The sequence below is a fragment of the Ruegeria sp. AP7 genome (genome assembly GCF_056539905.1).
Window position 1 is genome coordinate 1 of record NZ_JBQFVT010000019.1, and the last position, 23924, is coordinate 23924.

Consider the following 23924-nt stretch of genomic DNA (forward strand, 5'->3'; position numbering starts at 1 on the left):
CCCCAATGGATACTGAACAGGCATCTCCCACCCAGCAAAATCAACCAACTTACCACCCAACTCAACATGCAAAGCGTGAAGAGGCGTGCGTCTTAAGGATGTCATGATGGCTACCTTCTTATTATATAGTGAACAGAAGCTATCCCGTCAGTCTGACCCAAGCTGAATATTTTGCAACGATTCAGCCCCGGTTTTCGATGGCAGACCAAGGACTGGCCAGGCTCGTATGCGAGTGTATGCTTTAATAATGTTCCTATAGGAAACTTTTTTCCATTAAGCAACACTCTTTAGATCGCGCCTAACTTACTGCTTTGCTTTTTTAATCCTTCCCAGACCATGCGAAGGTAGAAGCTCAGATCTTACAGCACCTTATCACACTGATGACTTCAGTTTCTGAACCGCACAATCCAGAACCTTGAGGCCGGCAACCAGGTCAGTTTCGGCTGTATCCTCGGCAAAATCGTGGCTGATTCCACCAATCGACGGGACGAACAGCATCGCAACCGGCATCATGCGCGAAACATTGGTTGCATCATGCAAAGCCCCTGATGGCATCCGTCGCCACCGGCCTGGCGCGATCTGCTCGGCAGCCGCTTCCAGCGCTTTGCGAAGTTTGTGATCCATCGCCACAGGCTCCAAGCCCAGAAGGGATCCATAGCTAAGCTCCACACCCGTTTGTGCGGCGATATCGCTCGCGGTGTTGCGAATGATCTCTTCCATCCTTGCCAGCCGATCTGCATCTCCATCGCGCCACTGCATCGAGAAACGCACGCGGCCCGGCACGATTGAGGACGCGCTGGGATGCAGGTCTACATGCCCAATAGTCCAGACTGTTTGCGGCGTTACCACGTTACGAAACTGGTCATTAAGGCGTGTGTTGAACAGGGACAGCGCTTGAAATGCGTCGCGTCGCAGGTGCATGGGCGTTGTACCTGCGTGGTTTTGCTGGCCATCAAACTGAACCACCATATCGCGAATGCCGACGATGTCGGTAACAACACCGATCTGGTCACCTTGCGTGTCAAGCGAGGGGCCTTGTTCGATATGCATTTCGATAAACCCGGTGAACCGACCCGGGTCGACGAAACTAGCGGCACAATCCGACATCGCCGCGCGTGCGCAACCAAAGGTCTCTCCGGTATGATCAGTCAGCTCATCTGCCCGTTCCAGATCCAATTCGCCAGACCAAACCGCCGAACCCGTTGTGACACCGAACCGGCCTTCTTCATCCTGAAAGCTGACAACTGAAATAGGTTGCTCACTGGACCGCGCGACCTCAAGCGCCGCTATCACACCCAATGCGCCATCCAGCCAACCGCCTTCGGGTTGGCTATCTGAATGCGACCCCATTAACAGCGACGGTCCTTCGGCTAATCCGAAAAGGTTTCCAACTGGGTCGAAATGGGGGGTCAACCCGGCTTCGGCCATGCGGCCTGCCAGCCAATGACGGGCTGCAATGTCAGCTTCAGAATAAGCAGGCCGAATGACACCTTTGCCCACGCCAGAAGCTCCGAACTGCCGTAATTTATGCAGATCTTCCAGAAACCGTTTTTCGTCGACTGCCATTACATTCCCCCGATCAACCAGAATGCACAATACGCCCGTCAGATTAGCTCGCAAGGGACGCGCGTACATTGATGCAGTTTTTCCCCAAACCCCTCTGGCCCCGAACGCGAAGCTGCCCTAAGACTTCGTCGCAAGAGGGTTCGAAATGTCATTCATTACATTGGTGCGTCACGGGCAGGCCAACACCGCCGCGCGGGACGAGAATAGCTACGACAGGCTCAGCGATCTGGGCCACCAGCAAGCGCGTTGGCTGGGTGCGCATCTGAAAGATACCCAGGCCCATCACCCTCGGGTCTATTGTGGCACCCTTACACGTCATGTGGAGACAGCAGCCAGCATGGGTTTGGCCGAACCTGTGCACGACGCGCGCCTCAACGAAATTGAGTACTTCACCCTCGCGCAGCTGTTTCATGAGCAACATGGCGTGGCGATTCCAATCGACCGCGAAGAGTTTGTGGAACATCTTCCCAAGACATTTACCGCTTGGGCCAATGGCGAAATTGAAAACCCGCCAGAGACCTTCGTCGAATTTGAAACCCGCGTCCGCGACGCGTTGCGCGACATCGGGACCGAAGGCGGGCCCGCGATTGTTGTGACATCCGGGGGGCTGATCTCGATGGTGGTCCGGCAGGCTATGATGCTGGATATCACTTCGATGGCACGGGTGGCGCTTGCCATCATGAATACGTCGATGCATCGTCTGCACCCAATCGGTTCACAGCTGAGCCCGGTCCTGTTCAATGCAGTGCCCCATCTGGAAGCACCAGATCGGCATTTTGCCCAAACCCACCTGTAAGGAGGCACGGATGCAGCTCTATTTTGCCCCCCGCACAATCTCAGTCGCTGTGGCGATTGGGCTGGAAGAGGCCGGTTTGGAATATGAAGCCGTGCAGCTTGATTTCGCCGGTGGCGAGCAGACAAAGCCCGCGTACAGGCAAATTAATCCCAAAGGCCGTGTACCTGCGCTTGCGGTTGATGGTGGCATTTTGACTGAAACCGGCGCCCTGCTGGAGTTTGTTGCCGCCAAAGCACCCGAGGCCGGGCTGGTTCCGGCTGATCCCGTGATGGCAGCGCGAATGCGGGAGGTAATGTATTATCTGGCCTCGACCATGCATGTGAACCACGCGCACAAACTGCGCGGGCCTCGTTGGGCGGACAAGAAGGCCAGTTGGAAGGACATGAAGGACAAGGTACCCCAGACGATGACCGCGTCATGCGACTATATCGTTTCAAACGGGCTGCGTGGTCCGTTCGTGTTGGGTGAGACACTCTCGCTAGCCGACGCTTACCTCTATGTGGTCTGTAGCTGGCTGGAAGGTGACGGCGTCGACGTTTCGGCCTTTCCCAAGATCATCGCCTTCCGCGAGGCGATGGAGGCTCGGCCATCGGTTCCGGCGGTGCGCGCCGCCGGAATGCTCTGACAAAAGGAAGTATGATGACACATCTCTGGGTCCGGGCGGAACAGCGCCCGAACGAGGAACGGGTCGGGCTTACCCCTGAAGGTGCCGCCGCACTGATCGCTGCAGGCATTCGGGTGACGGTCGAAGAAAGCTCTGTACGGGCTATTCCTTTGGATGGTTACAGACAGGCAGGTTGCGAAATCGCATCCGAGAATTCGTGGCCAGAAGCCCCGCTTGACGCAATCGTCTTTGGCTTAAAAGAGCTGCCTGAGGATGGCACGCCCTTGCCTCACCGCCACATCATGTTTGGCCATGCTTATAAGGGTCAGCATTCTGGACGCGAATTGTTGCGGCGGTTTAAGGCCGGTGGCGGCACGCTTTATGACTTGGAATATCTGGTGGACGCAGATGGCCGCAGGGTTGCTGCCTTTGGCTATTGGGCCGGTTACGCCGGGGCTGCGGTTACACTGAAGACATGGGCAGCGCAGCAACGCAGGCAGGAATGCCCACCCGTTGGTGTTTATGCCAACAAAGACGCGTTGAATGATGAACTGATGGCCGAACTGGACGCTACAGGAGCCGACCGTCCCCGCGCCATCGTCATCGGCGCGTTAGGCCGTGTCGGGACCGGCGCCGCCGATATGTGCGAGGCCATGGGGGTCGCCGTCACCAAATGGGACATTGCCGAGACGTCCAGCGGCGGGCCATTTCCCGAAATCCTTGATCACGATCTCTTCCTGAACTGCATCTTCGCCCGACCGGGCACCCCGGTTTTTGTCCCGCGCGATGCTCTGAGCGCACAACGCAGTCTGACGGCCATCGGCGACGTGGCCTGCGACCCGGACAGCGATTACAACCCAGTGCCGGTCTATGACCGTGCCACCACATGGAACGCCCCTGCTTTGCGCGTGGCGACCAACCCGGTCATGGATGTAATGGCCATCGACAATTTGCCGTCGATGCTGCCCGTCGAAAGCTCGCAAGACTACGCGGCGCAACTGCTACCGTCCCTGCTGACGCTGACCGATCTGGACAGCGGTGTCTGGGGGCGGGCTGAGGCAACCTACAAAACACATATCGAAGGGATCTGAGAGATGACGATTCACTGGTGTGGCACCGGCCTGTCGGCCATCCCCGGCCTGCGCCGCCTAATCGAAGGCGGGCACAAGGTCACTGTCTGGAACCGGACTGTCGAGAAGGCCAAGGCCGAGGTCGGAGACCTGACTGATGACATCCGCGCCTTCGACATCGACGCTTTAGGCGCGGTGCTTGAGAAGGGCGACGTGATCGTCTCGATGCTGCCGGGTGACTGGCATGTGCCACTGGCAGAGCTGGCAATTTCAAAAGAGGCCAACTTTGTGTCGTCTTCCTACATCGCGCCCGAGATGCGCGCTTTGGACGACAAGGCGCGCGAGGCCGGTGTGGCGCTTGTCAACGAGGTCGGATTGGACCCTGGGATCGACCACCTGATGGCGCATGCTCTGGTCGCCGACTACCGCGCATCGGACGCGTTCGATCCCCAGAACCACCTAAGCTTTATCTCGTATTGCGGCGGGATCCCGAAGAACCCAAACCCGTTCCGCTACAAGTTCAGCTGGTCACCGTTAGGTGTTCTAAAGGCGCTGCGCTCACCGTCGAAATCAATCCGCGACTATGCCCCATTGGACGTCGCGCGCCCGTGGGACGCGATCAGCAGCTATATCGCCCCGCTGCCCACGCCCGAAAGCTTCGAGGTCTACCCGAACCGCGATTCAATCCCTTTTAAGGCCGAGTACCAGTTCGAGGATCACTGGCCGGTCAAGGAATTTGTCCGCGGCACCCTGCGCCTGAACGGTTGGGCTGACGCGTGGTCGGATGTGTTTACTGAAATCGAGACCCTCGCAGGGCCGGAAGGCGACGCCCGCCTGAAAGAGATGTCGGATCAGTTCTGGGAAGAAAACGCCTATGACGAGGGCGAACCCGACCGCGTGGTTCTGTGTGTGGGCCTGAAAGCCGAGAAAGACGGCGTTGAGGTCTGGCATAAGACCTATGTCATGGACGCTTGGGGTGACGAACGCGGCACGGCCATGGCCCGTCTGGTATCGATCCCGGTGTCCCTTGCAGTCGAAGCCGTCCTGAACCGTGCTATCCCTGCCGGTGTCCACGCCGCGCCAAGTGATCCGAAACTGGTACAGGGTTGGATGGGTGAGATCGACACACTGGCGCAACACCTGCAGATCGTGGACCACACCGCCTAAAACGCAATCAGCCGCTTCGAACACGCGAAGCGGCTGATCACATTGTGGCGTCGCTGACAGCCGTCAAATATATTGCGCTATCACCGCTTCAACATCGCAGCGATTGATTCCAAGCTCTGACAATTCGAAATCTGAAAGACGGTTCAGCTCTTGACCGGCGCGAACGATATCAGCTTGGATTGCGCGCATTCTCATCGCCTGATCGAACAACAACAGCGCACTGTTAGACACGGTCTGTTTCGGATTTAGGTTGCTATCAAGCATATTCGTTACCTCGCGCTTACTTACATGGATTGCTTTTCGGATCGCACCGGATAGTGCCTAAGAGCAGGCCTGATAGGGCGTGTTGTGATAAACGTTTCGATATACGCGCTGCCGTATCTCAGCGCGTGAGATGCCGATATCGCTAAGCTGATGATCATTGAGCTTTTCAAGCGCTCGGATCGTCTTGTTGTAAACTCTGCGACGCTGCCATGCAGATGGCGCCTCAGGCTGGTTCGCAAACTGGCCGAAGAACAGAGACCGATGATCAGCTGCGGTTGTATTGACGTGTGCCATGTCGAATTTCTCCAGTATTCATCGTTGCCGTTGATGAACCTGATAAAAGAACTCGACATTAACCTCGTAGGAACGCCGCATTAATATTGTTTAATGAAAGCGGATCAACCAATCCGACGCGCCAGCATCCGGACCAATCCATACGCCATAACGCGAGATCAGGGATTACATCAGATCGTTTTCGACATCTTCAGCAGAGATTCCCAGCGCATCCAACCCATTTTCCAGGTGATCGGATAAATGCGGCGTTCCGATCAGATAATCCGCGCAAGGGGTTGAGGCCTCGGACTTTGCGGTTGCAATGGCCTCGGCCAGATCTTCAGCGAAGAAGCTCTCACGACCGACCCACATGACGGCGACCAGTTCTGCTTGTTCATCCTCGCTCATGCGTTCGATGAATGCGCGTAATTCGCCCTCGGCCCGGTTCAGCTCTCGCCCCATCATGGCTACCTGAGCGATTTTTCTTGCCGAGATTTCCAACATGTCCCAACTCCTCGTGTTCGCGGTTCACTGTTATCTGAACGATGCCACAGGCGACCGTCTTTGATCTTGCGCAAAGCAGAGGGCTTTACTGATGTGAACGCGATACAGGCTGATCAGGGACGGGAGCGGTGCGAAAGGGGCTGAAACGGGCGCGCTTGACCCATAGCTTGAGCGCTTGCCAGTGGATCAGAAACACCGCCCTTCGCGCTCCGAACGGTCGGCGCCAGAGCGATTTAAGAATAATGCGGTTGCTAAGCGGCCGGCGTGAACCCGTCAGGGTGGCGATCAGCCCCCCGCTGTCGCGACCATAATCAATCCAGACACCCACGCGCTCGTCGCGATAATCAAATCGAAACGTATAGGTCCCTTCAATTTCTTGAAACGGTGAGACATGCATCAACTTGTCAGCCAGTATCCGATCAGTTGACGCGATGGGCGAATGATCGGGTTTGTGGCACAGATAGCTGTGACGCGTACCATAAGTATTGGTCACTTCAGCAACCACAGCATAGAGCTGATTCACGTCATCAAAGCAGAACCAGAAACTCACGGGATTGAACACATGCCCAAGCATGCGCGGTTGGGTCAACAGAGTGATCTGATCCGGTTGAGGAATACCCTGCGCCTCAAAACACTCACGCAGCCAAATCGCGCCGCGACCCCGACCAGGCTCGCCACCGTGATCGCTATCTCGCCATCCGGTCAGATTCACCTTGTTGAACGAAAACAAAAAGGGCGTCTTGGCACATGCTTCAGGGTCAAACAGAACATAATCGATTGAATAGCGAAACGAATTATCGATCGCACCCTTGCGCCCGTGAAAGGTATGACCCGCGATGTGATCAACAGTGTTCATAACGCAGATGTTCCGTACTGACTGCAAACTGTTCAAAAGACATCCATTTCCGAATGCCCCTGCATCATACATTACGAAATACTGCTCGTTTTGGATGAAATTTTTTGCACCAGACTGATCCAACTTGGGTCAGACAACGTAATGAGGTTATGTTTACCGAGATAGATACCGTGACCTTGGACGATGCGGCAGCACAACCTGCTGTCAAAAGTGCCGTGCACGGAGCCAAACGATCCAAAGGTAAATCGGTGAACGGACAAAACAAAGGTTGTGACACGAGAAAGGAATGGGTGGATCACATCCGTCGCATCCGAGATGCGAAGGATCAGATCGCATTTGCTGAACTGTTCCAGCATTTTGCACCTCGAATAAAGGCATTTCTAATCAAGTCCGGGTCAGACGCTGCACTGGCGGAGGAATGCGCGCAGGAGGTCATGGCGACCTTGTGGCACAAGGCGCATCTGTTTGACCCGACAAGGGCAACGGTTGCGACCTGGGTGTTCACTATCGCAAGAAACAAGCGCATTGACGTATTGCGAAAGCAACGCCGCCCTGAACCCGAAGACCTCTGGTGGGGGCCAGAGGCGGAGCCGGAACAGGAAGACGTTCTGGCGCTGCAACAGGAAACCGCGCAGCTGCGTGATGCCATGGCGGCATTACCCGAGGCGCAAAGACAGCTGATCGAGAAGGCCTACTTCGGAGATCTGAGCCATCGAGAAATCGCATCTCAGACCGGGTTACCTTTGGGGACGATCAAATCACGGATACGGCTGGCGCTGGACCGCTTGCGCTACGCGATGAACTGAGATGACGAGCATGAGAAACGAGATTAAACATCACCTGACAGACGACTTGCTGATGGCCTATGCCGCAGGCAATCTGCCCGAAGCGTTCGACCTGATGGTCGCAACGCACCTATCTCTTTGCGACCACTGCCGCGCCCGCGCTGAAAGCTTTGACGCAGTTGGCGGATGCGTTTTACAGGAACAAGATGCGTCTGCAAGCATGAGCGACGGTTCATTGGCGGCAACAATGGCATTGATTGCTCAGGGTGCACCAAAGGCGAAACCCGCGCGCCCATCTTGTGCAGTTCTTCCGGCACCGCTGCAGGACTATGTTGGCGGCGACGTGAACGCGATCAAATGGAAGCCCGTCGGCATGGGTGTCAAACAGGCAATCCTGCCCACGACCAGCGAAGCCACCGCCCGGTTGTTGTTTATCCCCGCCGGGGCAGCGGTGCCGGATCACAGCCATAATGGCATAGAACTGACGATGGTCCTGCAGGGTGCATTCTCTGACGAGATCGACCGCTTCGACCGCGGCGATGTCGAAATTGCAGACCAATCTATCCATCACACGCCTACGGCAGACATCTCTGAAGACTGCATTTGTCTGGCCGTCACCGATGCTCCACTGAAGTTCAGCAAGCTGATGCCGCGCCTGTTCCAGCCATTCCTTCGAATCTGATCCGTTATGGTAGGGTTGTTTATCGACGCTAACCAACTGGGGGATTTCAGCAATGTTAAGGATGGCAACTATGGCGCTGTTGATGGCCTTCGGAGCCAGCGTTTCCGCTCAGATGACAGCAGACGTGAAATTCCAACCGGGCAATTTCGGTACGATGGTGAATGGTACTGTAACCGGAAACGAGTATTTCGACTATAAACTGGGCGCCAAGGCTGGGCAGGAGATGTTCGCCGACCTCAAGGTCAGTGACACCAACGGCTATGGCGTGATCTATTTCAATATCCTGCCCCCGAACAGTGACGGAGTTGCAATTTACAATGGTTCAATTGATGGCAATACCGCCCGGATCGAGCTTCCAGATAATGGCGACTACACCATACGTGTTTATCTGATGGGGAACGATCGCGACACCGGCAAGACGGTTGGTTATAATCTGGACCTCTCCATCCAGTAACGCTCAGCCTTCGGTTTTTCCCAGCGGCACGACGTTTGTGTGGTCATCCGGCGCAAGCTCTTCGAAATCGAAATTGTCCAAACGTTGCGCCCGGCGACCCGCCTTTTCGGCGCTTATCTTGATTTCCGAGATGTCCTTGGCCGCCTGACCAAAATGGCGATCCAGGTTCGAGACACGTTCACCCAAACGGTCCACATCCTTGTGCAGCATTCCCAGCTCCTTGCGGATGGCACCGGCCTGCTCGCGCATGCGCGCGTCTTTGAGGATCGCGCGCATGGTGTTCAGCGTCGCCATGCAGGTGGTCGGGGACACGATCCAGACGCGTTTCGAAAAACTCTCCTGCACAAGTTCCGGGAACTTGGCGTGCAGCTCGGCATAGACCGCCTCAGACGGCAGGAACATCAGCGCCCCATCAGCTGTTTCACCGTCCAGAATGTACTTCTCGGCGATATCGTTGATGTGCTTGCGCACGGTACTGCGGAACATCTGCACCGCAGCTTTCAGCTCCATATCGTTGGTCGATCCGATCAGCGCCTCATAGGCCTCCAACGGAAACTTACTGTCGATCACGATAGGTCCGGGAGGGTTTGGCAAGTTGATCAGGCAATCCGCCCGTCGTCCATTCGACAAAGTTGCCTGCAGCTGAAAACTATCCGATGGCAACGCCTTCGAGACGATATCGTTCAGCTGGATTTCCCCGAACGCCCCGCGCGTCTGTTTGTTCGACAGGATATCCTGCAAAGACAGCACGTCGCCGGAAAGCTTGGTGATATTGTCCTGCGCCTTGTCGATGGCCGCCAGACGTTCCTGCAATTGCGTCAGCGAGGTAGCCGTCTGTTTCGACGAACCATGCAGCGATTCCTTCATCCGCTCCTGCATCTCAGCCAAGGCGCGCGCCGATTTCATCGCGTTATCTGCCAGCCGGTCATTCATCTGCTGCTGCACGGAAGACAGGCGGGATTCGACAGTTTGGATCACCTGCACCTGCGCATTGGCCTGCGTGTCCGAGACATGCTGTAATCCGCCGCGTAGTTGCTCCTGCCCTTGGCCCAGTTGCTGCACATGCTGTCCCAAATGGGCCATCTGCCGGGCCAAGGGTTCGGCCATCCGGGCCGAGCGTTGTGACGCCCGTAGCGATAGAAACAGCAAGAGCAGAATCAACGCCACAACTCCGCCAGTGATCAGGATGACGGGGTCATTCAACGCATATTGAGTACCAGCTATCTCGATCATGTCGCCTCGGATGTTCTTGTTTTATTCTTCATAGCCCGACAGGGCCGATGGATCAACTGCGACCGAACAGGCGTTCGATATCGCTGAGCTTCAGTTCCACATAGGTCGGCCGCCCATGGTTGCATTGGCCGGAATGGGGCGTCGCCTCCATCTCGCGCAGCAGGGCGTTCATTTCTTCTGCCCGCATCCGACGGCCTGATCGGACTGAACCATGACAGGCCACCCGGCTGAGGATCGCCTCAATCCGTGCCTGCACGGTTTGGCTTTCGCCCTGATCGGCAAGCTCATCCAGGATATCGAGGATCATGGCTCGAGCATCGATTTCACCCAGAATGGCCGGAGTTTCGCGCACAGCGACCGCTCCACCGCCAAAGGGTTCGATGGTCAGCCCAAAGCGCGCAAGATCATCAGCGACGGCCATCAACCGCGCGCAGTCCCCTTCTGTCAGATCGACAATTTCAGGGATCAACAGGGCTTGGGCGGCGACACCGTTTTCGGCCACCTGGCGTTTGAGCTTTTCGTAGACCAACCGTTCATGCGCGGCGTGCTGATCGACGATCACCATGCCGTCTGCCGTCTGGGCAATGATGTAATTCTCGTGCACCTGACCTCGTGCGGCCCCCAATGGCAGTTCCTGCGGTTCTTCCACTGGAGCAGTTTCTGGCACCGGCTCCACGATACGCCCGCTATAATTCTGTGACAGCTCCGCAAAGCCAGGAGATTGCGCACGATAGGCCGCCTGACGCGCCATCGGTGACGGACGATCCATCTGATACACCCGCGCTGGCGCAGCGGGCGCGGGCTCGGGCCGCATCGCACCCAAGGTTGCATTTGCGACAGTCGAAGACGCACGATGTCCGGCCTCGGCCAGCGCGTGGCGCAGGCTGGATACGATCAACCCACGTGCTAGGCCCGGATCGCGGAACCGAACCTCGGATTTAGCCGGATGCACATTCACGTCCACCATCGTTGGATCACAGTCGATAAACAGCGCTGCGGCCGGATGTCGATCGCGACTGAGAAAATCGAAATAGGCCGCTCGCAGAGCACCGGTTAGCATCTTGTCCCGCACGGGTCGTCCGTTGACAAACAGATACTGCGCGACGGCAGCCCCACGCGAATAGGTCGGAAGCGCGGCATAGCCATACAGCCTGAGCCCTTCGCGGGTGGCATCAATCTGCAACGCGTTCTCAGCGAATTCACGTCCTAGTATGCGCGCCAATCGGGCGTGCAACGCATCAAACAGATCGCCATTCTCGCGGTCGGCGCGGAAGGTCACGCGACCTTCTCCACCACCCGAAACATCACGTAGGGTGAACGCTATTGCAGGCTCGGCCATTGCAAGACGTTTCACGATGTCGGAAATTGCCTGCGCCTCAGCCCGGTCCGTGCGCATGAACTTCAGCCGTGCCGGGGTGGCGTAGAATAGGTCTCGCAGCTCGACCACTGTCCCAGTGCGCAAAGCGGCAGGTTTCACCGCCTCCATTTTGCCACCCGCCACGTGGATTGTAGCGGCTTCAGAGCCCGGTACGCGACTTGTGATGGTCAAACGACCAACCGCTCCCAGCGAGGGCAGCGCTTCCCCGCGAAACCCAAATGTGTGGATATTTAGCAGATCGGACCCGTCGATCTTTGATGTCGCATGACGCGACAACGCCAGCGGTAAATCTTCAGCGGCGATGCCGCAGCCATCATCGGTGACACGAATCAGGGTCTTGCCGCCATCCGCGACTTCGACGGCAATGCGTTTGGCCCCGGCATCTATGGCATTTTCGACCAATTCTTTAACTGCAGAGGCCGGCCGTTCCACGACTTCACCAGCAGCAATCCGATTGATCGCTGCATCATCAAGCTGCCGAATTACCGGGCGATCGTTGCTGATATTGGGGTCTGCATACACCATACCACTAGACCTAGCATAGATATGCGCGATTCGACCACAGGTTTGGATGGTTCAGCGGGCGAGCAAATGATGTATCCGGCCAGCTTGACCCTGTCGTAAAGGGGGTAGCGACTTAGGTCAATACTGGCCGGATATACCAGAGTGAGTGGTGGTCTTGTGGTATTTGATCCAAGCTTGCTTACCATCGCACATAGAATAAATCCCGTTAATATTTGGAATTTGTTTCCATTTGGCGAAGTTCAGCCGAAACCTTGCGAAAACCATTGGCGTGAATACGCCAAGTTAAGCCTGGCTGGGGGCTCCGCTGCGGGTTCGACAGGGGCCAAGGACGGCGGTCAGCGCCAGTATCAAGCCAGATATCGTCGCGATCATTCCCGCAGCACTAACAGCATCTGCCCCCCCCAGCCACAATGGGCCGTACCCAGCCAGAACATATCCCGAGATGGCTGAAATGGTCGCGAACAGAACGCTCCAGACAATCTGGGTTTCCAGTCGGTTCGTCATCATCCGAGCCGCAGCGGGTGGACAGATGAACATGGCGATCACGATGATTGATCCCACGGCATCAAATGCAGCTACGGCAGCGATCGCCGCTGTGATGACCAGCGCCATACCCAACGCTCCGGTTCGGATGCCAATGGTACGAGCAAATCCTTCGTCGAATGTCGAGATCTTGAGCGGCCGCCAGAACAACCAGGTAAACAAGATGACACCCACCATCGTCAGTGCAATTCGGGGCAATTCGGGGGGCAGACCAGCCAATGCCTGTACGTCCAGCAGAGACGACCATCCTGTGGCATCCAACCAGATCAAGCTTTCCAGATTGCCATAAAGCGCGTGTTCCACGTCCAGATGAACCGTCGAAGTATCAGTCTGTTCCAACAGTAATACCCCGCCCGCAAACATGGTTGTGAACACCACTCCCATTGCGGCGCCGGGTTCAATCTGACCTAATCGTCGGATCGCCTCGATCATCACAACGGCAACGACAGCGGCCCCGGCCGCGCCGAGCATCATGGGCCAAGTAGAGATCGCACCTGTCAGCAGAAACGCCACGACAATGCCGGGCAGCACCACATGGCTGATCGCATCGCCAATAAGGGCCTGTTTACGAAGAACCAGAAAGTTTCCGGGAAGCGCGCAAGCGATGGCTGCAAATGTTCCAATCAACAGAGGGGTCAGCGACAGAGGGACAAATTCTTCACCACTCATGGCATGACCTCCTGCGGGCCACCGATGCGACGGTCTATTTCGGCGATCTGATCGCGCGTTAGAACAGTCTCGATATCACGCAAACCATCATACAGCGCCGCGGTGGCCTCGTGCGCCTGATCGGCACGTACGAATTCCCACCGCTTTTCGTCCCGCAGCGCTTTGGCGGCGCGCGCTTTCCCTTCGTCTGTCGCAACACCATCCGCACGCACGATACCCGCACGACGCAGCAGGCGAATGGTCAGTGGCTCATAGATCTTCTGACCTTGCGCCAGCGCCAGAAGACCCTGCCGGATATGCACGCGTCGCTGGAATCTAAGGTGCCGCAGTACCGCCGCCAAAACGCCTCGAACCGGTGCGAACAAAAGTGATAGCGCGAAAGATCCAAAACTGACCAGGACAATGATCGGACCGGTTGGCAGGTTCGGTGCCGAGGCCGAAATTCCTGCCCCCAAAAAGCCAGCAAGCCCCCCGGAAATCCCTGCCAGCAGCACAACACGATCGGATCGTTCTGTCCAAAACCGCGCGGTCACCGGAGGAATGATGAGCAGCGCGACAATCAGGATCAGGCCAACGATCTTCAACCCGACCACAGTGACCGCCATAACAAGCCCCATCATCGCTAGATCAATCCGGTGCACAGGCAATCCACGCGCGGCGGCGTATTCAGGATCAAAGGCCACCATCGTCATCGGACGGCGGATAATCATCACCAGCAACAGAGTCGCCGCACCACCGATTGCAATCACGAGCGCGTCTGCCCAGAGCATTCCGGCGGTGGACCCAAGCAAGAACCCCTCCAACCCGGCTTGACGTCCAACACCCATGGTCTGAATCACCGTCAACAGGACAACACCAAACCCAAAGAAGACCGAAAGAACCGCACCGATCGCAGCATCCTCTGCAAGCCGCGTATGACGCGTTAGCCAGTTCATGCAAAGCAGACCGACCCAAGCCGATATGGCCGAACCGACCAACAGTCCAATTAGATTGCGCCCATCCCCTCCAAACGCCACCAATGCCATGAAGGCAAGGCAAACCCCCGGCAGGGTCGCATGGCTAATGGCATCACTTACGAGGGCACGCTTACGCAGGAACAGAAACGTGCCGGTTACTCCCGCTGAAATGCCCAGCAACGTCGCACCGATCGCGACCAGCGTGGCGTTATAGCCAAGCTGCAGGGTCAGAGCATCCCAAAGCATGATTATCCCAGCGCGCGTGAAATCTGATCAATCTGTGCCGTTGCGAGGCGTCCGCCATAAGCGGCTTGCAACGTTTCCGCAGTAAAGGCCTGCTCAACCGAACCTTCGGCCACCTTGCGGGTGTTGATCAGGAACACATGATCAAAATAGTCCGCAACCGTTGCCAAGTCGTGATGCACCACGACAACGGTCTTGCCGGCTTGTTTTAGTGATTTGAGCACAGCAATGATGGACTTTTCGGTCGCGGCGTCCACGCCTGCAAAGGGCTCGTCCAGCAGGTACAGATCAGCATCTTGTGCCAATGCACGCGCAAGAAAGACCCTCTGCTGCTGACCACCGGAGAGCTGACCAATCTGACGGTCAGCAAACTCTCGCATTCCGACACGGTTCAAACAGTCCATGGCGCGGGCCATATGACGTGCGCGAACACGACCCAGCAGACCCAACTGACGCGATAGTCCCATCAGAACCACGTCAATCACGCGTGTCGGAAAATCCCAATCCACACTGGCGCGCTGCGGGACATAGGCGATGCGCGCACGCTGATCTTCGAGCGGCTGGCCAAACACCGTCACCTGACCGGACAGAGGCGATACGATCCCCAACGCGGCCTTGAGCAAAGTGGACTTGCCAGCCCCATTCGGTCCGATGATCGCCGTCATCGCGCCGGGTTGCACCGTCATATCCACTGAGAACACTGCGGGCTTCTGACCGTACGAGACAGTCAGACCGCGAATGGCGAGCGCGCAGCGATCATTATCCTGCCCTTCAATTGAAACACCTTGAACTGTTGCGAGTTCCAGCATGGCTCAGAACCCCGCCGACAGTTTGCCGTTCATGCCACGCTGCGGCACATCCGCGCCCAGCGCCCCGGCAATCACGGTGATGTTGTGATCAAGCATTCCGATATAGGTGCCCTCATATGTGCCAGGCTCTCCCATAGCGTCCGAGTAAAGCTCTCCACCGACACCGACCTCGTGGCCTTCAGCCGCGGCACCCTCGATCAGGGCACGCATGGACCGGTCAGAGACCGAGCTTTCCACAAAAACCGCTTTCAACTGACGGTTCACGAGTGTGTCGACCAACTCACCGATGCGGTTCAAACCGGCCTCGGATTGGGTCGAGATGCCCTGAACACCCAGCACTTCATAGCCATATTCAGCACCGAAATAGCCAAAGGCGTCATGGGCGGTTACCAACATACGGTTGTCTTCAGGAACTGCAGTAAGCATCTGTTCGCCATAAGCGCTTAACGCGTCGATCTCGGCCAGAAACGCTTGAGTATTTGCGGCAAAGAATTCTGCAGCCTCAGGGCGAGCTAGAGTCAGAGCATCTTGCACCTCAAGCACAACATCACGCCATAGCACCGGGCTCATCCAGACATGCGGGTCATATTTGTCGGCGTAGTCGTCATGAGCGCGCAATTTGCCTTTGTCGACACCCTCCGCAACAGCGACAACGGTTTGCTTACGCCCCAGATCATCAAAGAAATCTTCCATCTGCGCTTCGAGATAGAGGCCGTGCCACAGCACCAGATCTGCGCGGGTCATCGCAACGATATCTGTGCGTGTCTGACGATAAGCATGTGGGTCAACGCCTGGGCCCATCAAACCTTTAACTTCAACCTGCTCACCGCCGATTTGTCGGGCCGTATCAGCGATCATGCCGGTCGTTGCGACAACCTTCAACGGCGCCTCGGCAAATGCGGCGGCTGGTAATGCAGCAACGAAAGCCAATGCTGCAAGAAAGGTACGGCGAATCATTTGCGACTCCACTTAGGTGCCTTGTTACCTCTGAATATGCGAACCATTCGCAACTAAGTCAATGCAAATGCGAATTACTCGCAAGAAAACATCTTTTTTGTCCATTTGGTCAAAATTTTGCCCTTTGCAGGGGTCGGCACACCTTTCTTTTCTTCGCAGCCCATGCGAATTTGGCGCAAACCTCCAAAAGGACGGAAAAATGGAAACGCAGAGCTCAGAAAGCCCCGTGCGCACCCCGCATCTGCCGCAAGTGACCGAGCCCCGGAACCCGGGAATGGACTTGGATCTGGATTGGGTGCGGGCCGTACAGGCCAACACTTCGGCCATCGAACGCCGCGCCGCGACGCTGCCCGGTCGGCGGTCGGTAAAGAAGGAATACCAGGCCGCATGGCTGCTGAAGGCGATCACAATGATCGACCTGACCACCCTATCGGGTGATGACACAGTAGGGCGGGTTCGCCGCCTTTGTGCCAAGGCTCGTCAACCCGTTGCGTCGTCGGTTCTGCAGGCGCTGGACATGCCGCCAATCACAACCGGAGCAGTCTGCGTCTACCATGACATGATCGAAACGGCTGTGGACGCATTGGAAGGCACTGGTATTCCGGTTGCGGCGGTATCCACTGGCTTCCCGGCTGGTCTATCTCCATTCCATCTGCGCGTGGCCGAGATCGAAGAAAGTGTGAAAGCGGGCGCCGAAGAGATCGATATCGTGATCTCGCGCCGTCATGTGCTGTCCGGCGATTGGCAGGCCCTGTATGATGAGATGAAAGCGTTCCGCGTCGCTTGTGGTGATGCCCATGTCAAAGCCATCCTTGCCACCGGCGAGCTAGGCAGCCTGCGCAATGTCGCCCGCGCCTCGCTGGTCTGCATGATGGCGGGTGCCGATTTCATCAAGACCTCGACCGGCAAGGAAAGCGTCAACGCCACCTTGCCCGTTTCACTAGTGATGATCCGCGCGATCCGCGACTACTATGACAGCACAGGATACCGCGTTGGGTACAAGCCTGCGGGTGGAATCTCAAAAGCCAAAGACGCATTGGTTTACCTGTCGCTGATCAAGGATGAGTTGGGTGACCGCTGGCTGGAACCAGATCTGTTCCGCTTTGGTGCCTCATCACTGCTGGGCGACATTGAGCGGCAGTTAGAACACTATGTGACAGGCGCATATTCCGCCGGTTACCGCCATTCTATGGGGTGAGGCGCGCCCGGAAATCGCTCCGGTGGAGCGATTTCAGCGCTGAACGGGCGAAGCCCCGGGAAAAGGACAAGAACAATGACAGTCAAAGAGATTTTCGAGACCATGGACTACGGCCCTGCCGCCGAAAGCGCAGCCGAGGCACTGGCCTGGCTGGTCGATCAGGGCGACAAGTTCGGCCACTATATCGACGGCGCATTCACCAAACCCGGCAAAGGGTTTGACAGCCGCAACCCGGCGACCGGAGAGGTTCTGGCCAAGCTGACGCAAGCGAAACAGGGTGACGTGGACGCCGCGGTTTCTGCCGCACGTAAAGCGCAACCCAAGTGGGAGAAGTTGGGCGGTGCGGGGCGCGCACGTTATCTCTACGCGATTGCACGCCTGCTGCAGAAGCATTCGCGCCTGTTTGCTGTGCTCGAAAGCCTCGACAACGGTAAGCCGATCCGTGAATCGCGCGATATCGACATCCCGTTGGCACAGCGGCATTTCTATTACCACGCGGGCATGGCGCAGTTGATGGAAAGCGAACTGCCCGACGCTCAGGCGCTGGGGGTTTGCGGCCAGATCATTCCGTGGAACTTCCCGCTGTTGATGCTGGCGTGGAAAATCGCGCCTGCACTGGCAATGGGCAACACCGTGGTTCTGAAGCCGGCCGAGTACACCTCGCTGACCGCACTGCTGTTCGCCGATATCTGCTCGCAGGCCGGGTTGCCGAAAGGCGTGGTCAATATCGTGACCGGAGACGGTGCGGTGGGCGAGATGATCGTAAACGCGGACGTCGATAAGATCGCCTTTACCGGTTCGACAGTTGTGGGGCGGCGCATCCGCGAGGCGACCGCAGGGTCAGGCAAAGAGTTGACGTTGGAATTGGGCGGTAAGTCCGCCTACGTCGTCTTTGATGACGCCGATATCGACAGTGCCATCGAAGGTCTGGTCGACGCCATCTGGTTCAATCAGGGTCAAGTCTGCTGCGCAGGCTCGCGCCTTCTGGTTCAAGAGGGCATCGCCGATCGTTTCCACGATAAGCTGCGTGCCCGGATGGACACCCTGCGCATCGGTGACCCGCTGGATAAGTGCATCGACGTGGGCGCTGTAGTGGACCCTGTTCAGCTACAGACCATCAAGGGCATGGTTGAAAGTAACACCGCTGGTCGCGTTCATCAGGCCGCTTGCGACTTGCCCGCGAACGGCTGCTACTACCCGCCAACGCTGATCTCGGGGTTGGAGACCTCTGACCCGCTGATGCAGGAAGAGATCTTTGGACCGGTACTTGTTTCGTCCACTTTCCGCACCCCCGAAGAAGCGGTCGAACTGGCAAACAACACCCGCTACGGGTTGGCCGCAACGGTCTGGACCGAAAACGTAAACCTCGCGCTGGACATCGCGCCCAAGCTGGTTGCTGGCGTGGTCTGGGTGAACGCGACCAACCTGTTTGACGCCGCCGCCGGGTTTGGAGGCGTGCGCGAAAGCGGCTTTGGTCGCGAAGGCGGCTGGGAAGGTTTAGCGGCATACACAAAGCCCAAGGGCAAAGGTAAACCGCTGGCGAAGATCGAGCCGACCATGGGCGATGGTGCTCCGGTTGATCCAATCGACCGCACCGCCAAATTGTATATCGGCGGCAAACAGGCGCGGCCTGACGGTGGCTATTCAATGCCCGTCTGGGGTAAATCCGGTCTGCTGGGCCATATGGGGCTTGGTAATCGCAAGGACATCCGGAACGCGGTTGAGGCCGCAGCAGGTGCCAAGGGTTGGTCCAAGACCACTGGCCATCTGCGGGCTCAGATCCTGTACTACATCGGCGAAAATCTCTCGGCCCGTGCCGATGAATTCGCCGCTCGCATCGACGCAATGACCGGCAAAAAGGACGGCGCGAAAGAGGTGGAAGCCTCAATCCAGCGTCTGTTTGCCGCCGCTGCCTGGGCCGACAAGTTTGACGGTCAGGTGCATGGCGTTCCGATCCGGGGTGTCGCTATTGCGATGAAAGAGTCCGTTGGCGTGATTGGTACTCTGTGTGCCGACGAGGCACCGCTTCTGGGTCTGGTTTCTGCGATGGCGCCGGCGATTGCTATGGGCAACCGGACAGTTCTGGTGGCTTCCGAGCCCTATCCACTGGCGGCCACAGATTTTTACCAGATCCTCGAAACTTCGGACGTCCCCGCTGGCGTGGTCAACATCCTGACCGGCAGTCATGCGGAATTGGCGAAACCGCTGGCCTCACATCTGAACGTCGATGCGGTTTGGTCGTTCTCGTCCACCGACCTTTCGAAAGAAATCGAAGCCGTCTCAGCCGGAAACCTGAAGCGAACTTGGGTCAATAACGCGACGGCATTTGACTGGAGCATGGACCATTCCCGCCGCTTCCTTCAGGCTGCAACCGAAGTGAAAAACATCTGGGTGCCCTACGGCGAGTAGGGCTCCCTGCCAAGGGAGGTCTACATGGATTTTTCAGGAAAAACCGCCATCGTTATCGGCGGAACCAGCGGCATCAATCGCGGCATTGCCGAGGCCTTTGCGGCCTCGGGCTCTAAACTGGCTGTAGCCAGTCGTTCGCAGGAAAAGGTTGATGATACGGTCGCGGCTCTGAAAGCCGCTGGCGCACAGGATGCCATTGGTGCAGCGTTTGACGTGAGGAACCCTGAGGCCGTAGCGGCTGGACTGAAACAGTTCCATGATACATTAGGCAATTTTGACGTTTTGGTCTCGGGTGCAGCAGGCAACTTCCCAGCGCTGGCGGCTGAGATGTCAGTCAATGCGTTCAAAACTGTGATCGATATCGACCTGATGGGCACGATCCATGTGATGAAGGGGGCCTACCCGTTCCTCAAACGCCCCGGCGCCAGCATCATCAACATTTCGGCCCCGCAGGCCTACTTACCTTATGAAGGTCAGGCCCATGTCTGCGCGGCAAAGGCGGGCGTGGATCAAATCACCCGGACCCTTTCGATGGAATGGGGTGTGGAGGGCATTCGTGTGAATTCGGTCGTGCCCGGTTTCATCGAAGGCACCGAGGGAGCCAAACGCCTTGCTCCTACCCCGGATGCTGGGGAAGCGTTACGCAAAGACGTACCGTTGGGCCGTTGGGGTCAGCCGCAGGACGTGGCAAACGCCTGCCTGTTCCTCAGCTCAGATATGGCGAGCTATATCAGCGGCACGGTTCTGGCGGTCGACGGGGCACTTTATCAGCGCGGGTCAGGCAAGTTCGGCCAAATGATGGGGCAAATGCTGCGTGCACAGGCAAAACAGAACTGAGCACCTGTCAGGACATTGGCATCGCCAACATTTAAAGACCCGTGGGATTAACGTTTCAAATAAGGCTAGGAGCGTTTGACATACAGTCCAGCTGCAACCAAAAGCGTAGTCAGCAAACCGGCCACAACATAGAGAATGAATGCGCTGAGCAGGGATTGGCCGAGAGCCAGAGAGGCCGCAAATGTCAGCAGCCCCGCAAGTATCCCAATTCCTAATACTGCAACTATCATGGCGTCTTTCTGTCCTACCTATTGTCGAACGAGACACCGGTCTGATCTAACCGATCAATCGCCGCGACAACGAAAGCATCCTTGATGTTTCTGGCCAAATTATGACCACGACTCATTAATGAACTTTTAAGTCACAAAATTACACGCCAAGGGATTTCTAGTACCCTTGGCAGATTTATTGTTTGCGCACCCTGCACGACTGGCTCAACACAATCACACCGTCATGACGCGCAGCAAGGTCGTCTGGCCGCTATCCGTCCAGACCGATCGGTTTCCCAACCACGGTGAAATGCAGGCCTTCGGGGTCCAAAAACTCGGCCGCTACCCGGTTTATATCCTCCAGTGTCACCGCGTTCACCTTGTCATTGCGGGTTGCGATATAGTCGATGGGCAAGTCTTCCATCTGCATCCCCACCATGATCCCCGCGATCTGACCATTCCCGTCGAACCGTAGCGGATATGCACCTGTAAGATAGGTCTTGGCATCATCCAGTTCCTCTTGGGTAAATCCCTCGGACGCAGCGCGGGCCCACTCGTCGCGGATCACTTTAACCGCGTCGGCAATCCGGTCATTGGCGGATGAGACCGAACCAAGGTAAACCGAGGCCAGATCCTTGGGCACCAGAAAGGTCGAGACACCGTAGGTTAGACCACGCTTTTCCCGCACTTCGTGCATCAGGCGGCTTTCAAATCCACCACCGCCTAATATGTGATTCAGGATAAAGGCTGCAAAGAAATCAGGATCGTCGCGGTCAATGCCTTTTTGGCCAAAAAGAGCAACCGATTGAGGCGTGTTGAATTCCACCACACTTATGCCGCCATCGATCTTAACATCGGCCTTATCCGGGATGGCTTTCCCTGTTGCTGGCAAATCCACCAGCAGCGTATCCAACAATGTGCCCAATTCTTCTGCGGTGATGTCACCGACGGCCCCGACATATAGCCGGTCCTTGGCAAAGACGTTCTGGTAGGCCGCAATGATATCGTCACGGGTCAGCCCCGAAACACTTTCGATCGTCCCTTTTCCGTCCGTCGCGTAGGGGTGATCTCCGTAAGCCATTGCTGCAAAACTGCGTCCAGCAATATCGTTCGGATCAGTTTGGTCCGATTTCAGACCCGAGAGCACCTGCCCCCGCACCCGTTCAATGGCATCTTGGTCAAAGCGGGGTTCGTGAATTGTAGTCCGCAACAGATTGACCGCATCATCGCGGTTCTCGGTCAGGAAGCGGGCTGAAATCGAGACTGTATCATCCGTCGCGCGGTAGCTGAATGAGGCCGCCAATGCCTCAAGCTCGCGCGCATAGGTCCGGACATCCATGTCGCCCGCGCCTTCCTCGATCAACCCGCTCATCAGGTAAACCGCGCCGCGTTTGTCGGGATCATCTAAGGAGGTGCCGCCGCGAAATCGCATCTCAAGCGCGGTAAAGGGTATTGAGTGATCTTCGACCAGCCATGCGGTGATTCCTCCTGGCGAGGTTACCTCCTGGATTTTGATTTCAGCCCATGCGGGCAACGCGATAAGAAAAGCGATCAGGGTCGCGAGAATGCGTTTCATTGTGTCACCTCATCATCGCGCATCAACCAACCGGTTACAGATGTTTCGGGCTGTATCACTTCTCGTGCCGCCGCGATGATGTCATCGCTTGTCACCGCCTGCAGGATATCCGGCCAAGCCTGTACATCCTCAACCGTCAACCCGCTGGTCAGCGCGCGTCCATAGCGGTTTCCGATTCCGTCCACATTGTCGCGCGCATAGGTTTGAGCGGCGCGAAGCTGCATCTTGATGCGATCCAGATCCTCATCGTTCACGCCTTCGGCAATAAAGTCTGAAACGACCTGATCCATCGCATCCTCGGCCTCCTGCAACGAGACACCTTCAGCCGGAACTACAATCAGATCAAAGGTTGTGTCATCCAGTGAAACGCCCCGGTAGAACGCACCGGTATAGACGACCAGTTGCTGCTCAAACTGCAGCTTTTCATTCAGATAGGATGTAGTGCTACCGCCCAGTAACTCGGCCAGAAGAAACAGCGCCGCGGCTTTCTCTTGTGCGCCTGCATCGCGTTCGGGTGCCAGATAACTGCGTTGCACATAAGGCTGCGAGACTCGGGCGTCTTTGTAGGTCAGGCGGCGCTCAGCCGTTTGCGGGGGCTCCTGCGAACGGATCCTTTCGGGCAGGTCCGGATTGGCGGGTATCACACCATAATACTGATCTGCCAGCATTTTGACCTCGTCCGGGTCAACATCACCAGTCACGACCAGAATGGCGTTATTGGGCGCATAATGGGTCTGATAGAAGGACAGGGCATCGTCCATGTCGAGCTCTTCCATCTCGTGCTTCCAGCCGATAATGGGAACGCCATAGCGGTGGTTCAGATACTGCGCTGCGTTCATCTGTTCGCCAAACAGCGCGCGTGGATTGTTCTCGGTCCTCTGGTTGCGTTCCTCAAGGATGACGTCGCGCTCGGTCACGATGTCGTTTTCGGCCAGGCGGATGTTGCGCATCCGGTCCGCCTCCATCCGCATCATCAGTTCCAACCGATCGGCGGCAACGCGCTGGAAATAGGCAGTGTAGTCATACGAGGTAAATGCGTTGTCATTTCCCCCGTTGGCCGCGACGGTAGCCGACAACTCGCCCGCTTCCATTGTATCGGTGGCCTTGAACAAGAGATGTTCCAGAAAATGCGCGACACCAGAGGACCCGATCGGTTCGTCTGCCGAGCCTGCCCGATACCAGACCATATGCTGCACCACCGGCGCGCGGTGGTCTTCGACCACTACGACGTCCATGCCGTTATCAAGCGTGAAAGTGGTAACCGCCTCATGCCCCTCTTTAGCCAAAAGAGGGGATGCTGCGATCAGGGCAGCCGACAATGCCAGGGCCCGAACCATGGGGCATCCTCCGTTTCGTTTCTG

At 56.9% G+C, this 23924-nt stretch carries 24 protein-coding genes; 10 read left to right on the top strand and 14 right to left on the bottom strand.

Annotation, left to right across the window (positions count from 1 at the left end; all coding sequences use genetic code 11):
* Nucleotides 1–372: 372 nt before the first annotated feature.
* Complete coding sequence (locus tag ACR0KN_RS21050) at nt 373–1566, bottom strand: Zn-dependent hydrolase (RefSeq protein WP_480656329.1); 1194 nt, start codon at nt 1564–1566, stop codon at nt 373–375.
* Between the two features lie 145 nt (nt 1567–1711).
* On the opposite strand from ACR0KN_RS21050, the gene ACR0KN_RS21055 reads away from it, so the two are divergent.
* The 4 genes from ACR0KN_RS21055 to ACR0KN_RS21070 are packed head-to-tail and all read left to right on the top strand — an operon-like array spanning nt 1712 to nt 5203.
* Nucleotides 1712–2362 (top strand): histidine phosphatase family protein, encoded by a 651-nt coding sequence (locus tag ACR0KN_RS21055; protein ID WP_010438686.1) that lies wholly within the window; start codon nt 1712–1714, stop codon nt 2360–2362.
* A 10-nt stretch (nt 2363–2372) separates the two neighbouring features.
* Nucleotides 2373–2987: a glutathione S-transferase family protein gene (locus ACR0KN_RS21060; protein WP_480656332.1), complete on the top strand. Its 615-nt coding sequence runs from the start codon at nt 2373–2375 to the stop codon at nt 2985–2987.
* A gap of 14 nt (nt 2988–3001) precedes the next feature.
* Nucleotides 3002–4057, top strand: coding sequence for a saccharopine dehydrogenase (locus ACR0KN_RS21065; protein WP_480656334.1), 1056 nt, complete (start codon nt 3002–3004; stop codon nt 4055–4057).
* Nucleotides 4058–4060: 3 nt separating this feature from the next.
* Entirely contained in the window at nt 4061–5203 is a 1143-nt protein-coding gene (locus ACR0KN_RS21070; RefSeq protein WP_480656336.1) for a saccharopine dehydrogenase family protein, read from the top strand.
* A 63-nt stretch (nt 5204–5266) separates the two neighbouring features.
* On the opposite strand, the gene ACR0KN_RS21075 is transcribed toward ACR0KN_RS21070, so the two are convergent.
* The 4 genes from ACR0KN_RS21075 to ACR0KN_RS21090 all read right to left on the bottom strand — a co-directional run bounded on the left by ACR0KN_RS21075 (nt 5267) and on the right by ACR0KN_RS21090 (nt 7100).
* The gene (locus ACR0KN_RS21075) at nt 5267–5467 is read right to left on the bottom strand and encodes a DUF1127 domain-containing protein (RefSeq protein WP_170471848.1); all 201 of its coding nucleotides are present in this window, start codon (nt 5465–5467) and stop codon (nt 5267–5269) included.
* Between the two features lie 57 nt (nt 5468–5524).
* On the bottom strand, nt 5525–5761 hold the full coding sequence (locus ACR0KN_RS21080; RefSeq protein WP_480606739.1) for a DUF1127 domain-containing protein: 237 nt from the start codon (nt 5759–5761) through the stop codon (nt 5525–5527).
* Nucleotides 5762–5926: 165 nt separating this feature from the next.
* The gene (locus tag ACR0KN_RS21085) at nt 5927–6244 is read right to left on the bottom strand and encodes a DUF3775 domain-containing protein (protein WP_010438669.1); all 318 of its coding nucleotides are present in this window, start codon (nt 6242–6244) and stop codon (nt 5927–5929) included.
* A gap of 85 nt (nt 6245–6329) precedes the next feature.
* Nucleotides 6330–7100 carry a DUF1365 domain-containing protein gene (locus ACR0KN_RS21090; RefSeq protein WP_480656339.1) on the bottom strand — a complete coding sequence of 257 codons (771 nt, stop codon included), beginning with the start codon at nt 7098–7100 and terminating at the stop codon, nt 6330–6332.
* A gap of 149 nt (nt 7101–7249) precedes the next feature.
* On the opposite strand from ACR0KN_RS21090, the gene ACR0KN_RS21095 reads away from it, so the two are divergent.
* The 3 genes from ACR0KN_RS21095 to ACR0KN_RS21105 all read left to right on the top strand — a co-directional run bounded on the left by ACR0KN_RS21095 (nt 7250) and on the right by ACR0KN_RS21105 (nt 9021).
* Nucleotides 7250–7906 carry a sigma-70 family RNA polymerase sigma factor gene (locus tag ACR0KN_RS21095; RefSeq protein WP_480656341.1) on the top strand — a complete coding sequence of 219 codons (657 nt, stop codon included), beginning with the start codon at nt 7250–7252 and terminating at the stop codon, nt 7904–7906.
* Nucleotides 7907–7916: 10 nt separating this feature from the next.
* Nucleotides 7917–8567: a ChrR family anti-sigma-E factor gene (locus tag ACR0KN_RS21100; protein WP_170776053.1), complete on the top strand. Its 651-nt coding sequence runs from the start codon at nt 7917–7919 to the stop codon at nt 8565–8567.
* Nucleotides 8568–8637: 70 nt separating this feature from the next.
* Nucleotides 8638–9021: a hypothetical protein gene (locus tag ACR0KN_RS21105; RefSeq protein WP_480455824.1), complete on the top strand. Its 384-nt coding sequence runs from the start codon at nt 8638–8640 to the stop codon at nt 9019–9021.
* 3 nt (nt 9022–9024) lie between these two features.
* On the opposite strand, the gene ACR0KN_RS21110 is transcribed toward ACR0KN_RS21105, so the two are convergent.
* From ACR0KN_RS21110 to ACR0KN_RS21135, 6 genes are all read right to left on the bottom strand, one after another.
* The gene (locus ACR0KN_RS21110) at nt 9025–10254 is read right to left on the bottom strand and encodes a DNA recombination protein RmuC (RefSeq protein WP_480656344.1); all 1230 of its coding nucleotides are present in this window, start codon (nt 10252–10254) and stop codon (nt 9025–9027) included.
* Nucleotides 10255–10306: 52 nt separating this feature from the next.
* The gene (gene mutL / locus ACR0KN_RS21115) at nt 10307–12157 is read right to left on the bottom strand and encodes a DNA mismatch repair endonuclease MutL (RefSeq protein WP_480656346.1); all 1851 of its coding nucleotides are present in this window, start codon (nt 12155–12157) and stop codon (nt 10307–10309) included.
* 282 nt (nt 12158–12439) lie between these two features.
* A complete protein-coding gene (locus tag ACR0KN_RS21120; RefSeq protein WP_170471834.1) occupies nt 12440–13369 on the bottom strand; it encodes a metal ABC transporter permease in 930 nt (309 codons plus the stop codon).
* Complete coding sequence (locus ACR0KN_RS21125) at nt 13366–14571, bottom strand: metal ABC transporter permease (protein ID WP_170471832.1); 1206 nt, start codon at nt 14569–14571, stop codon at nt 13366–13368. The genes ACR0KN_RS21120 and ACR0KN_RS21125 overlap by 4 nt, the downstream gene beginning before the upstream one ends.
* Nucleotides 14572–14573: 2 nt before the next feature.
* Nucleotides 14574–15377 (bottom strand): metal ABC transporter ATP-binding protein, encoded by an 804-nt coding sequence (locus tag ACR0KN_RS21130; RefSeq protein ID WP_480656349.1) that lies wholly within the window; start codon nt 15375–15377, stop codon nt 14574–14576.
* A gap of 3 nt (nt 15378–15380) precedes the next feature.
* Nucleotides 15381–16334: a metal ABC transporter solute-binding protein, Zn/Mn family gene (locus ACR0KN_RS21135; protein WP_480656351.1), complete on the bottom strand. Its 954-nt coding sequence runs from the start codon at nt 16332–16334 to the stop codon at nt 15381–15383.
* Nucleotides 16335–16533: 199 nt separating this feature from the next.
* Here ACR0KN_RS21135 and deoC point away from each other — a divergent pair, with 199 nt between their 5' ends.
* The 3 genes from deoC (at nt 16534) to ACR0KN_RS21150 (ending at nt 20778) form a co-directional block, all read left to right on the top strand.
* Nucleotides 16534–17532, top strand: coding sequence for a deoxyribose-phosphate aldolase (gene deoC / locus ACR0KN_RS21140; RefSeq protein WP_480656353.1), 999 nt, complete (start codon nt 16534–16536; stop codon nt 17530–17532).
* Nucleotides 17533–17607: 75 nt separating this feature from the next.
* Nucleotides 17608–19941 carry an aldehyde dehydrogenase family protein gene (locus tag ACR0KN_RS21145; protein ID WP_480656355.1) on the top strand — a complete coding sequence of 778 codons (2334 nt, stop codon included), beginning with the start codon at nt 17608–17610 and terminating at the stop codon, nt 19939–19941.
* Nucleotides 19942–19965: 24 nt separating this feature from the next.
* Nucleotides 19966–20778, top strand: a complete 813-nt coding sequence (locus ACR0KN_RS21150) for an SDR family oxidoreductase (protein WP_480656357.1) — start codon at nt 19966–19968, stop codon at nt 20776–20778.
* A 65-nt stretch (nt 20779–20843) separates the two neighbouring features.
* Here the strand turns inward: ACR0KN_RS21150 and ACR0KN_RS21155 are convergent, their stop codons facing one another.
* The 3 genes from ACR0KN_RS21155 to ACR0KN_RS21165 all read right to left on the bottom strand — a co-directional run bounded on the left by ACR0KN_RS21155 (nt 20844) and on the right by ACR0KN_RS21165 (nt 23900).
* Nucleotides 20844–21008, bottom strand: a complete 165-nt coding sequence (locus ACR0KN_RS21155) for a hypothetical protein (protein WP_170780331.1) — start codon at nt 21006–21008, stop codon at nt 20844–20846.
* A 250-nt stretch (nt 21009–21258) separates the two neighbouring features.
* Complete coding sequence (locus ACR0KN_RS21160) at nt 21259–22563, bottom strand: M16 family metallopeptidase (protein WP_480656360.1); 1305 nt, start codon at nt 22561–22563, stop codon at nt 21259–21261.
* The gene (locus ACR0KN_RS21165) at nt 22560–23900 is read right to left on the bottom strand and encodes a M16 family metallopeptidase (RefSeq protein WP_480656362.1); all 1341 of its coding nucleotides are present in this window, start codon (nt 23898–23900) and stop codon (nt 22560–22562) included. Before ACR0KN_RS21165 ends, ACR0KN_RS21160 begins: the two co-directional genes overlap by 4 nt.
* Nucleotides 23901–23924: the final 24 nt, after the last annotated feature.